The organism is Actinopolymorpha sp. B9G3 (assembly GCF_040120725.1).
Lineage (GTDB): Bacteria > Actinomycetota > Actinomycetes > Propionibacteriales > Actinopolymorphaceae > Thermasporomyces.
In genome coordinates this window covers 121,274-133,474 of record NZ_JBEEAB010000013.1, presented here as the reverse complement: position 1 = coordinate 133,474, position 12,201 = coordinate 121,274, and the positions used below count along the sequence as shown (strand labels likewise).

At 70.1% G+C, this 12,201-nt stretch carries 12 protein-coding genes; 2 read left to right on the top strand and 10 right to left on the bottom strand.

The features are described from left to right. Window positions 1-380: 380 nt before the first annotated feature. Window positions 381-632 carry a DUF4229 domain-containing protein gene (locus ABNF93_RS22190; protein ID WP_349330055.1) on the bottom strand — a complete coding sequence of 84 codons (252 nt, stop codon included), beginning with the start codon at window positions 630-632 and terminating at the stop codon, window positions 381-383. A 109-nt stretch (window positions 633-741) separates the two neighbouring features. Further along, entirely contained in the window at window positions 742-1,725 is a 984-nt protein-coding gene (locus ABNF93_RS22185; RefSeq protein ID WP_349330054.1) for a threonine ammonia-lyase, read from the bottom strand. A gap of 119 nt (window positions 1,726-1,844) precedes the next feature. On the opposite strand from ABNF93_RS22185, the gene ABNF93_RS22180 reads away from it, so the two are divergent. Together ABNF93_RS22180 and ABNF93_RS22175 are read left to right on the top strand one after the other, a co-directional pair. Then, on the top strand, window positions 1,845-2,219 hold the full coding sequence (locus ABNF93_RS22180; protein ID WP_349330053.1) for a PLD nuclease N-terminal domain-containing protein: 375 nt from the start codon (window positions 1,845-1,847) through the stop codon (window positions 2,217-2,219). A 48-nt stretch (window positions 2,220-2,267) separates the two neighbouring features. Continuing rightward, a complete protein-coding gene (locus ABNF93_RS22175) occupies window positions 2,268-3,506 on the top strand; it encodes a phosphotransferase family protein (RefSeq protein ID WP_349330052.1) in 1,239 nt (412 codons plus the stop codon). Window positions 3,507-3,578: 72 nt separating this feature from the next. Here the strand turns inward: ABNF93_RS22175 and ccsB are convergent, their stop codons facing one another. The 8 genes from ccsB to hemB all read right to left on the bottom strand — a co-directional run bounded on the left by ccsB (window position 3,579) and on the right by hemB (window position 12,144). Further along, the gene (ccsB, locus tag ABNF93_RS22170; protein WP_349330051.1) at window positions 3,579-4,673 is read right to left on the bottom strand and encodes a c-type cytochrome biogenesis protein CcsB; all 1,095 of its coding nucleotides are present in this window, start codon (window positions 4,671-4,673) and stop codon (window positions 3,579-3,581) included. After that, on the bottom strand, window positions 4,670-6,355 hold the full coding sequence (resB, locus tag ABNF93_RS22165) for a cytochrome c biogenesis protein ResB (RefSeq protein WP_349330050.1): 1,686 nt from the start codon (window positions 6,353-6,355) through the stop codon (window positions 4,670-4,672). The genes ccsB and resB overlap by 4 nt, the downstream gene beginning before the upstream one ends. A 55-nt stretch (window positions 6,356-6,410) precedes the next feature. Then, window positions 6,411-7,130 carry a cytochrome c biogenesis CcdA family protein gene (locus ABNF93_RS22160; RefSeq protein WP_502877607.1) on the bottom strand — a complete coding sequence of 240 codons (720 nt, stop codon included), beginning with the start codon at window positions 7,128-7,130 and terminating at the stop codon, window positions 6,411-6,413. An 89-nt stretch (window positions 7,131-7,219) separates the two neighbouring features. Continuing rightward, complete coding sequence (locus ABNF93_RS22155; RefSeq protein WP_502877606.1) at window positions 7,220-7,804, bottom strand: TlpA disulfide reductase family protein; 585 nt, start codon at window positions 7,802-7,804, stop codon at window positions 7,220-7,222. An 86-nt stretch (window positions 7,805-7,890) separates the two neighbouring features. Beyond that, complete coding sequence (locus ABNF93_RS22150) at window positions 7,891-8,547, bottom strand: histidine phosphatase family protein (protein ID WP_349330048.1); 657 nt, start codon at window positions 8,545-8,547, stop codon at window positions 7,891-7,893. A 91-nt stretch (window positions 8,548-8,638) separates the two neighbouring features. Next, complete coding sequence (gene hemL, locus ABNF93_RS22145) at window positions 8,639-9,928, bottom strand: glutamate-1-semialdehyde 2,1-aminomutase (RefSeq protein WP_349330119.1); 1,290 nt, start codon at window positions 9,926-9,928, stop codon at window positions 8,639-8,641. 850 nt (window positions 9,929-10,778) lie between these two features. After that, window positions 10,779-11,156, bottom strand: a complete 378-nt coding sequence (locus ABNF93_RS22140) for a nuclear transport factor 2 family protein (RefSeq protein WP_349330047.1) — start codon at window positions 11,154-11,156, stop codon at window positions 10,779-10,781. Window positions 11,157-11,163: 7 nt separating this feature from the next. After that, window positions 11,164-12,144, bottom strand: a complete 981-nt coding sequence (gene hemB, locus ABNF93_RS22135; RefSeq protein WP_349330046.1) for a porphobilinogen synthase — start codon at window positions 12,142-12,144, stop codon at window positions 11,164-11,166. Window positions 12,145-12,201 lie beyond the last annotated feature (57 nt).

Here is a 12,201-nt window from a genome sequence, read left to right as displayed (position 1 = left end):
GGCGGACGTTCACCGACAACGAGACCGGCGTCGAGGTGCGCCAGCTCACCCACCACAAGGGCCACAGCCATCACCCCTACTTCACCAACCCGGGGTGGTACGACGACGGGCGGAAGCTGCTCTTCGGCTCCGACCGTGGCAACCGGACGAACCTCTTAGGCGTCGACCTCACCTCCGGCGAGATCACCCAGCCGACCGACCTCGACCAGCCGCCGCATGGACGGGATCGAAGTGGCGCGGCACCTCCAAAAGGTGCGGACCTGCGTACCGCATGCGAACCGCCTGCGACGAACTTCTCTCCGACCGCGACGCCCTCACCCGCCGACTCCTCGGCGCCGTCGACCGCTCCCGCTGATCCCGCGCGGCGCTTCGAGACGGGCTCAGTCGATGTCTTCCTTGCGGGTGGCGGCATCGATGCGTCCCCGCACCGAACGGATCCCGCCGGAGAGCGCCCGCCCCGCCTCGACTCCCTGCCGTCGCAGCAGCAACCAGGACAATCCGGACGTGAACAGCAGGGCCGGAAGCGCGACCAACCACGGTGAGGTCTCGCTGCCGAAGAGCAGGTAGAGGATCCCGAAGCACGCCGCGAAGATGGCGAGCCGGAGAAGTGTGTAGACGAGGAAGGTACGCACGACAGTCGCAGCGTACGTCAGCCGCTCATCGCGCCCGCTGAGGGCCCCGTTCCACAGGCGCACCGCGGCCGGCGCCGATCCCCGGTCCACCGAGGTCCCGGGCCGGCGATCAGCCGGTACCCACGGCGCCGACCAGCTCCGCGAGCAGACTCGGTTCGATGTTGCCTCCCGACACGACCGCGACAACCGGGCCGGCCGGCAGATCCGCGGCATGCGCGAGGTAGGCCGCGGTGGCCACCGCACCACCTGGTTCCGCGACCAGCCGGGACCGCACCGCCAGGGCGCCGACCGCCGCCCTGATCGCGTCGTCGGACACCGTGAGCACACCGTCGACCCGCGCGCGGACGTGCTCCCAGGCGAGCTCACCGACGCAGACGCGGAGTGCGTCGGCGATCGTCCGGTACGTACGTTCGACCGGCCATGTCCGCCGCTCGCCCACCCGCATGCTCTCGGCCAGGTCGCCGGCCAGCTCAGGTTCGCACGCCACGACTCGCGCGTCCGGCCGGAGCGCCTTGACCGCGGTCGCTATGCCGGACACGAGACCACCGCCACCGACCGGCACGAGCACCGTGGCGACCTCGGGCAGGTCCGCCATGATCTCCAGCCCGATCGTGGCCTGCCCGGCGATGATCCGCGGATCGTCGAACGGGGGAACGTACGCATACCCGTGCGCGGCCACCAGCTCCGCCACCCGTGACTCCCGCTCGGCGGGGGGCACGAGGATCACCTCTCCGCCGAGCGCCCGGGTCGCTGCGACCTTGACCGGCGGACTGGTGTCGGGCATGACGACGTACGCCCTGGCCCCGAAGAGCCGCGCCGCCATCGCCACCGCCTGGGCGTGGTTGCCCGACGAGTGCGTGACGATCCCCCGCGCCCGCTCCGCCTCGGCAAGCGTGCCGACCGCGTTGAGCGCGCCGCGGATCTTGAACGCCCCGATGACCTGGAGGTTCTCCGGCTTCAGCCAGAGCGGCCGGGTGGGGTCGCGGTCGGCCCAGGGCGCCGGCACCAGGGGGGTCCGGACGACCCTGCCATCGATCCGCTCGGCGGCGGCACGAACCTCGGCAAGCCCCACCAAATCCTGTCTTTCGCCCATGTCGTGACGCTACCGGCCGCGCCGCAGGGCGGCGCGCTGGACAGGTTCACCCCACCGCGGGATGGCGGCTACGCTCGTGCGCAGGCTTTGTCGTACGCCGCATGTGAGGAGGGTTCCGGGTGCCCCGAGTGCTGCCGGTCCTGGTCGCCATCGTCCTGGTGGTCTTCTGCCTGGTCGACCTGGTGCAGAGCCGCCGCGAGGACGTGCGCACCATGCCGCGCCCGCTCTGGGCGCTTGTCATCGTCTGCGTACCCTTCCTCGGTCCGCTCGGCTGGCTCCTCGCCGGCCGACCACGGGCGGGCTCGCAGTCGCGGCCGACGTCGCCGACCATGGTCGCGCCCGATGACAATCCCGAGTTCCTCAGCCGCCTCAAGGAACGCCGCCTCGAGGCCGAGGACGAACGCCTGCGGCAGTGGCAGGCCGATCTCGAACGCCGCGAGCGCGACCTGGACCCTCGCGAGGACAGGAGCGACCCGAGCGACCCGGCGGGCTGACCACGGATCACAGGTGACACCTCGGGTCGGGCGCTCTACTCTCACCGGATGACTGGCGAGCATGTCGCGCGGCCGACCCTTCCGGAGAAGGTGTGCACCCGCGCCGCCGAGCTTCTCAGCCGACATGTCGGCAAAACCGCCGCGGTGGTCGGCCAGCAGATCCTCAACCATGACGGCCATGCGTTCGTCGCCCGGGTTCTGCTCGACGACGGATCGCCGCTCGCCAGCGCCGTCGTGAAGATGGCCCACCGCGGTGACAACGACGAGTTCGACAAGGACGACGCGGATCCCTACGGCCCGGCAGCAAGACTGTGGAACGAATGGGCCGGCCTGGAGTTCCTGTCGTCCCTGCCCACGCCGTGCACGGCCGTACCCGCGTTCTACGGCGGTGATGCCGCGCTGGGTTTCGTGGTGATGGAGGACCTCGGCGCCGGGCCGAGCCTCGCCAACCTCCTGCTGGGGACCTCGGCCGAGCAGGCGCGTGCCGGACTGGACGGATATGTCGACGCGCTGGCGGAGGTCCACCTGGCGACCTTCGGACGCACCGAGGCCTACGACGACCTCCGCGCCCGCCTCGGCACAACGGCCCCGGCGCATCACGGCTTCTCGGCGGCCAAGTGCCTCGGCGATTTGACGACACCACTCGGCACCCTCGATCCGACCATCGACCTCGACGGCGACGTCGCCGCGGCGGTCGCGTGGATCGACGCGATCCTGGACGATCCGGGACCGTGGCGGGCGTTCAGCCTCAACGACTGCTGCCCCGACAACAACCGGGTCGACGAGCACGGCAGGCTGCGGTTGTTCGACGTGGAGTTCGCCGACGCCCGGCACGCCCTGCTCGACGTGGCCTACCTGCGCACGACGATGCCGACCTGCTGGTGCGTACGACGGCTCCTGCCGGACCTCGCCGAGGACCTCGTGCAGCGCTACCGCGACCGGCTGGCGGCGGGTGGGCGGGCGACCTCCGACGCCGACTTCCACACCGCCCTCAACGCGTGCGCGGCGTTCTGGGCGCTGCTCAACGCCAGTTGGCATCTCGAGGCCGCCCTGGAACCCACCGGCGCCGACCGGTCCCACTGGGATGCGTACGACTTCACCTTCGGCTCGCGCCGGCAGATCTTCCTGCAGCGGTTGGCCGAACTCGCCGACGCGGCGGACCGTCAACCGGAGCTTGCGGCCCTGCGCAGCCGCCTCGCCGATCCAGCCCGTGCCGCCGCCCGGCGTGCCTGGCAGGTCGTCGATCCGCTCCCGCTCTACCCTGCGTTCGCGGGTGGAAAGACGTAGCGTCGGCCGCGTCCGCTCCCCCCGCGCCAGCAACGGCGACGGCGACGGCGACGGCGACGGCGATGCGAACCGCTACTTGCCTGTGTAGGAGTGGAAGCCGCTGATCAGGAAGTTGACGCCGATCAGGTTGAAGAGCAGGGCGGCGTACGCCACGAGCGCGATCCACGACGCGCGGCTCCGCCAGCCGGCCGTCGACCGGGCGTGCAGGTAGGCGGCGTAGCAGACCCAGGTGATGAACATCCAGGTTTCCTTGGGGTCCCAGCCCCAGTAGCGTCCCCACGCCGCGGCGGCCCAGATGGCGCCGGCGATGAGGGCGAACGTCCAGACCGGGAACGCGAAGGCGTTCAGACGGTACGCCGTCCGCTCGATCGTGGCCGCCGGGGGAAGCTGCGCGACATAGCCGCCCCCTCCCCTGCGTTCCTGCCTGGCCTTGACGATCTGCAGCACACTCGCCACCGCGCCGAGGGTGAGTACGCCGGTCGCGGTGATCGCCGCGGAGACGTGGATGACCAGCCAGTACGACTGGAGCGCGGGGATGAGGCCCGAGACCGGGAGGTAGAGAACGGTGATGGCGATGCCGAGCACGACCAGGAGGAACCCCACCAGCGGAAGGGCGAGGAACCCGATCCGGAGCCGCCGCAGCGTCACGAGGTAGGTGACGGCGATGACCAGGCTGCCGGTGATCGCGAACTCGTACAGGTTGCTCCACGGAACCCGCTCCGCCGCCACGCCGCGCGACACCACGCCCCCACCCAGCAGGATCGTGCCGAGGATGGTGAGCGCGAGGCCGATCCGGTGGAACATCGCCGTACGGAGCGACTGAGCGCCCGCCGCTCCGTCTCCACCGCCAGCATGAGCGTGAGCGGGACCGGTGTCGGCGGGACCGGCGTGAGCGGGACCAGGACCCTCGCCAGAGCGACCAGCGTCCGGGCGTTCGAGCACCGCAACAACGGTGTCGCCGCCCCTGGCGTCGGTCTCCGTCGCGAGGGCGGCGCCCGAGGACTCGGCCGCGCGGCGCTTTGCCCCGGAGCGGCTGGTCGCGGCGTCCGGTGCCGTACGGCGTTCGCGAAGGAACGCCCACTCCGCCGCGTGCGCCACCATCGCCAGCGCGAGGACGACTGTCGCCGAGTGGACGAGGTTGTCCGACAAAGCAGCGAGCGCGCTCACTCCTGCTCCTCCCTGACCGGTGCCGCGCGAGCCTGAAGTCCGGCGGCGAGCTTGTCGATCTCGATCGCGAGGTCGCTGGCGGTGCCCCCACTGTCGGCGCCGCCGTCGCTGACGGCCCTTCGACCGTCCGCGCCGTCGCCCCCCGCACCGGCAGCGCCGGCTCCGCGCGACCCCAGGCCTGGTTCGGCTCGATCCAGCCCGGCGACCGCGACCACCGTACGCCCGCCGTCCTCGGTCAACCGGACCCAGACCCGGCGGCGACGTACTACAAGGGATAGTAGCAAGCCGCCGAGGGCGAGCACCGCGCCCACCAGCGCGACCGGCTCGCCGGGGTTACGGCTGACCTGCAGGTTGACCCAGCGGGCGTACCCGTCGAACGTGATGCTGCCCGCCCCATCCGGCAGCTCCGCCCGCTCGCCGGGCGTCAGCGCCAGCCGGAAGGGCTCACCGGGCGCCGACCGGAACTGCGTCAACGTCCTGGTCTCGAGCCGATAGACCGACTGCGGCACGCCAGAGTCCAGTCCGAGGTCTCCCCTGTACGCCGTGAGGAACACCGACGGCCGCAGCGCATCCGGGAACGCCGACACCGGGCCGCGTTGCGGGTCCACCACCGCCGTCGGAAGGAAGAAGCCCTGGAAGCCGAGCTGCTCGGGCCGGGCGTCGGGCACCTTCACGACCCCGGTCGAGGTGAACCGCCCGTCCTGCGGCAGGAACGGCACCGGGCCGGAGAACGCCACCTCGCCGTTACCGTCGCGCACGGTGAACCGCGGTGCGTAGCCGTGCCCGATCAGGTGAATCTGTGCACCGTCGACCCGCAACGGATGGTTGACACTCAGGTCGTACGACTGCTTCGGCGCCCCCGGCCGCTCGGTGTAGGTGAGGGCGGCGTTGAACGCCCGGACCGAGCCGCGCTGTTCGCCCCGCGTCTCGAAGCGCACCCGGAAGTCGTCGACGGTCAGAGCGAACGGCGGCAGCTGGTTGTCCCGGAAGAGTCCGCCACTCTGGTAGCCGTCGTACTGCGTCACCGTGTTGGCAAAACCGTTTCCGACCACCACCAGTGCGGTCCCGCGGAAGCCGAAGAGACTGCCGACCGCGACACCGACCAGGACCACCACGATCGCGACGTGGAAGACCAGGTTGCCCACTTCGCGCAGGTACCCTCGCTCGGCCGCCACCGAGTCGGCGCCGCGGTCGACGCGATAGCGCAACCCACGAAGCTCCTTCGCGGCTGCGGCGAGCACGTCGTCGGGCGCCCCGCTGGTTGTCCAGCTGCGATGCTCCGGCAGCCGGTCGAGATGGCGCGGAGCCCCCGGCGGTCGCGACCGCACCACCCGCCAGTGCAGCGCTGCCCGCGGGATCACGCATCCCAGCAACGACACCAACAGCAGAAGATAGATCGCGGCGAACCACGCCGACCCGAAGACGTCGAACAGCTCGAAGCGTTCGTACCATCGGGACAGTCCGGGGTTGGCACGCACGAAGTCCGCGACCGCGACCGGGTTCACCTGCCGCTGCGGGATGATCGAGCCCGGTATCGACCCGAGCGCCAGCAGGAAGAGCAACAACAAGGCGGTACGCATGGACGTCAGCTGCCGCCATGCCCACCGGGACAGCTCGAAGGGACGCAGCGGCGGCGGAGCGTCATTGCGCGCCGTCTCGTCTCGCACCTGCGTCTGCGTCATCCGCGCCTCACCTCCGCTCCGTCCCACGCATGGCCGCATCCTCCACGGGCCAACCTCACAGCACCGTCGAGAAGTCGCTGATCCACTGCCGCATCGGCCCGATCACGCCGTTCCAGGCCCCGGTGACCATCAGCAGTCCGACGACGACGAGCAACGCACCGCCGGCGCGGGTCACCCAGACATGGTGCCGGCGGACGAACGACAGTCCACCGAGCAACCGGCGGAACCCCACGGCCACCAGGACGAACGGCACCCCGAGCCCGGCCGCGTACGCAGCCATGAGCAAGGCACCCCTGCCGGCGGTCGCCTCGTTGACCGCCAGCGTCGCGACGACACCGAGCGTCGGCCCGATACACGGCGTCCATCCCAGGCCGAACAGCACGCCCAGCAAGGGTGCCGCGCCGAGCCCGACGGCTGGCACACCATGGACTCGCCAGTCCCGCTGCAGCCAAGGGACGAGCCCCAGGAAGGCCAACCCGAGCACGATCGTGACCACACCGAGCACCGCCGTCAGCACACCGGCGTTGCCGGCCAGGAACGTCCCCAACGCTCCGAACAACGCACCCGCCGACACGAACACGATCGCGAACCCAGCAACGAAGAGCAGCGCCCCAGTTGCCATCCGTCCGCGCGCACCTGAGGCGAGGTCGGCGCCGGAGAGACCGGTGACATAGGACAGGTAGCCCGGCACCAACGGCAACACGCACGGGGAGAGGAACGACACCAACCCGGCAAGCAGCGCCACCGGGATCGCCAGCATGAGCGAGCCGTTCATCGCGACGTTGGCGAAGCCGTCACCTACCGACCCGGCCACTGGTCCCATACTGAACCCGGAAGCCCCGACGGAAACGACGGTGGCGGGATTCACCCGGACTCCTCGACATCGGTGGCGAGCTGTTCCAGGGTCCGCTGGCTGAGGGTGCCGAGGACGCGGGCCGCAACCCGGCCTTGACGGTCGATCACGAGCGTCGACGGGATCGCGCTGGGTGGCAACGTCTCACGGAACCCCAACAGCTGTTCGCCGTTCGGGTCGTAGACGCTCGGATACGTCACCTTGAACGTCCGCACGAACGCACGCGCCGGTCCCGGGTCGTTGTCGCGGGTGTTGACGCCCAGGAACTCCACGCCGGTGGGCTTCAGCGTCCTCGCCGCCGCCACGAGATCCGGCGCCTCCTTCCGGCACGGCGCGCACCACGAGCCCCAGACGTTGAGCACGACGACCTTGCCGTCGAAGTCGGCGAGGCTGATCCGCTTGCCGGACAGGGTCTTTCCGGCGAGGGCAGGCGCGGGTTGACGCTCTGCCGGCGGGATGGTGGTGACCGTCCCACTGCCGGAGACGAACCGGGCGTTGGCGTTTGCGGAACCGCCACCGGTGCCGTCGTCACTCCCGCCACCTGTGCAGCCCACCAGCAGAACCAGCCCGATGGCCGCGGCGACGATCCGGGCCAGGACAGGCACCGCCGGACCGATTGCCTTCCGTGAGGGGCACAGCCGGAGCAAGGCCGTGCGGACGCGGGCTGGGTAACGCAACACTCTCATGCCCCCGCGACGAACTTCCGCGGCGTGGCGGTCACTGGCAACAGGTCGGCCGCCGGCTCGGAATAGTCAACGGACACAAGCCGATCTGCGTCATAGGTGAAGGTCGTGAGACTGGCAAGGGTGCATTGACGCTTGCGAGGATCGTGCCAGAGCCGGCGTCCCTCGACATAAGACCGCAGTGTCCAGATCGGCAGCTGGTGGGAGACCAGCACCGCTTCATGCCCTTCCGCCGCCCGCCGGGCATCGCCCAACGCACCCAGCATGCGTACGACGATCGCGCGGTACGGTTCGCCCCACGACGGCTGGAACGGATTGCGCAAATGCCGCCAGGACGACGGTCGGCGCAACGAGCCGTCACCGACGCCGAACGTCCGGCCCTCGAAGACGTTGGCCGCCTCGATCAGCCGATCGTCAACCGTGACGGGCAGCCCGAACTCCGCGGCCAGCGGCTCGGTCGTCTCCTGCGCGCGTTCCAGCGGAGACGACCGGAGATGTACGACGTCTCTGCCGGCGAGCGTGTCGGCCACCCGCTTGGCCATCTTCCGGCCCAGTTCGGACAGCCGGTAGCCCGGCAACCGGCCGTAGAGAACCTTGCCTGGATTGTCCACCTCGCCATGCCGCAGCACATGGACGAGCGTACGTGGTGGCGTCACCGGCGCTCCCACCCGTTCTTCTTGGTCGGCTCGTGGTTCCTCGGACAGCTGGTTCTCGGTCGGCTCTTACTTCTCAAGCTGGCTGGTCCAGCTACTTCTCAGGGGCTTGGGCAGCCGCCGCCGCGCGGGCGGCCACCGGTGCCGCGGCCGCGATCCGGTCGAGAGCGGTGGCGTCGTGCGCGGCGCTCACGAACCACGCCTCGAAGACACTCGGCGGCAGATGGACGCCACCCTCGAGCATCGCGTGGAAGAACGCGGGGAACCGGTACGCCGCCTGGCTGCGGACCTCCGCGAAGTTGCGCACCCGGGGCAACTCGTCCGGGTCGACGAAGAAGACACTGAAGAGATTTCCGGCGTACTGCACGAGGTGCGGAACGCCTTCCTTGGCAAGGGCGGTGCCGACGATCTCGCCCACGGCGGCGGCGGTGTCGTCCAGCCGGGTGTAGACGTCAGGGGTCGCGAGCCGGAGCGTGGTGAGACCGGCCGTCGTCGCCACCGGGTTGCCGGACAGCGTGCCCGCCTGGTAGATCGGGCCGGCCGGCGCCAACTGCGCCATGTAGTCCGCCCTGCCGCCGAACGCCGCGGCCGGGAAGCCACCACCCATGACCTTTCCGAACGTCATCAGGTCGGGTGTCACACCGTCGATTCCGTACCAACCGGACCGGCTGACCCGGAAGCCCGTCATCACCTCGTCGGAGATGAACAGGGCCCCGTGTCCGCGGCAGGTCTCGGCGAGGAAGGCATTGAAGCCTTCCTCGGGTGGAACCGCTCCCATGTTGCCCGGCGCCGCCTCGGTGATGAGGGCCGCGATCTCGTCGCCGTGCTCGGCGAACACCGCACGCACGGCCGCACGGTCGTTGTACGGAACGACGACGGTGTCCGCGGCCTGCGCCTGCGTGACACCGGGTGTGTCAGGGAGGCCGAAGGTCGCGACACCCGAACCCGCCGAAGCGAGGAGTGCGTCGACATGGCCGTGGTAGCAGCCCGCGAACTTCACGATCTTGGTGCGGTTCGTCACGCCTCGCGCCAACCGGATCGCCGACATGGTGGCCTCGGTTCCTGAGGACACGAACCGCACCGACTCGACCGGCGTACGACTCACGATCTCCTCCGCGAGTTCCACCTCGGGCACGGTCGGCGTGCCGTACGACGTGCCGGCAGCCACAGCCGCGGTCACCGCCTCGACCACCTCCGGGTGTGCGTGGCCGAGAATCATCGGCCCCCACGAGCCCACGAGGTCGACGTACTCACGCCCGTCGGCATCCACCAGATAGGGGCCGTACGCCCGGGTGATGAACCTCGGGGTGCCGCCGACGGCCCGAAACGCGCGCACCGGGGAGTTGACACCCCCGGGCGTGACTGCCTGTGCGCGCTCGAACAACGACCGCGACGTGAGCGGCTCCTGTGCGGTCTGAGCTGGGGTTTCAGCTGGGGCGGTGGCGCCCGGGACAGGGGTACGAGGCTCGGTCACCGCGTCATTGTCTCTCCTCCGAAAATTTCGCCGACAAGGGCGTCGACCCGTATGTGATCTCGGCCGTAACCACTCGCCGTTCCCGTCGTTGAATCGGCGATGGGTTCGGGGTTCAAAGAGGCGTGGCCGCGACGTATGGTGAGTCGTGAGCTACGGGAGGTCAGGATGACACGGGGGACCGCTGAAGGGCACCGGCGGTGCAGCGTGCGGCCGTATTACGTTGTCGGCCCACCAGCCGCTATCGTCTCGATGACGGATCGACCTATGTCAACCTCGAATTCGTCGACGAGCTCGACCACACCCAAAAACGCCTTTCGTAGTCCGTAAGGCCACACGGCCGCGGTCCCGCGACTGGCTCGGCGCCCTCACCCCCCCGGGCGCGCCGGGCCTCCTCGGCCGCCGCGGCGCCTGGTTACCTCCCCCCCGACCGGGCGCCGTGGCGGCCCCTCCATGTCCGGGGTAGGACTCCTCCGCGTCAACCGCACCTAGCCCGTTCGCGTCAACCGCAACCGGCCCCGTCCGATCAGCCGCACCAAACTTGTCCATGCAGCCGCACCGGCTCCTCGCACGTCACCCGTGCGGATCCACTCCACGTCGGCGGAGCGGCGTCAGCTCGGCTTCACGGCTCTTCCCGGCTCTTCCCGGTGCAGCCGCGGAGAATGACCACGCTGAGTACGCCTGTAGGAGCCGGAACAGGTGTCGACACCTTTCGAAGGTCCACACGCATGGGCAGCGTGGTCATTCTCGGGGCGCCGACCGGCTACCCCTGCCAGTCATAGCGGGGCGCCGTGATGGCGTACTCCCTCAGATACGCGAGCTTGTCGCCGCTCCGGCGGGCGACGGTGGCGCCCTCGAAGCCGCCGAGCTCACCGTCGTAGCGGCACTGGAAGTCCCACTCGGCGAAACAGGCGTCGCTCGTGGCGTCGAGCGCAGTGATGTCCCACCGGGTGACCCGGTTGCCGGGGGCGAGCCACCCATCGATCCACCGGGCCACCTGGTCGATGCCACGGTAGACAGGCCCGTACGACTCGATCACCACGCACGCGGGGTGGAGGGTGGCGAGAATCGCGTCGCGGTCGGCGGCGAGCCAACCGTCAAAGTACGCCCGGACGAGCCGCTCGGGCATGCCCTGCGCCATCGGCCCACTACACCCGACGCAGCAGGCGGGCGGCCTCGACGGCCCAGTACGTCAGCACGACGTCGGCGCCGGCGCGCCGGATCGAGGTGAGGATCTCGAGGATCGCCCGCTCCCGCTCGATCCAGCCCTGGGCGGCCGCCGCCTCGACCATGGAGTATTCGCCGGAGACGTTGTATGCAGCGACCGGAACCTGCACCGCGTCCTTCACCCGGCGTACGACGTCGAGGTATCCCAACGCCGGCTTGACGATCAGCATGTCGGCGCCCTCGGCGACATCGAGCGCGGCCTCGCGCAACGCCTCGACGGCGTTGGCCGGATCCTGCTGGTAGGTCTTGCGGTCACCCTCCAGGCTCGACTCGACGGCATCGCGGAACGGGCCGAAGAACGCCGAGGCGTACTTCGCGGTGTAGGCCAGCACGCCGACGTCTGTGTGGCCGGCGTCGTCGAGAGCAGAACGGATCGCGCCGACCTGGCCGTCCATCATGCCGCTCGGACCCACCAGGTGGACCCCGGCGGCGGCCTGGGCAAGAGCCATCTCGGCGTAGCGTTCGAGGGTGGCGTCGTTGTCGACCTGACCGTCCGGCGTGAGCACCCCGCAGTGGCCGTGGTCGGTGAACTCATCGAGGCAGAGGTCGGCCATCACGACGGTGGCGCCACCCACCTCGGCTGCGAGCTCGCGGATCGCGACGTTGAGGATGCCGCTCGGGTCGGTCGCGCCGCTGCCGATGGCGTCCTTGCGTTCGGGAACGGCGAACAGCATCAGCCCACCGACGCCGGCTTCGACCGCCTCGACGGCGGTCTTGCGCAGAGTGTCGAGCGTGTGTTGAACGACGCCCGGCATCGACGGGATCGGCATCGGTTCGACCGCACCCTCACGGACGAAGAGCGGCAGGATCAGCGACCGCGGATCGACGTCGGTCTCGGCGACCAGCCGACGCATCGCGGGGGTCGTACGAAGCCGCCGCGGACGGATCTCGGGGAATCCCATACCTACGAGGCTAGCGCCCGTCTGTTTCGTCCAATGTGTCAGACGTCGGCCCGCAAA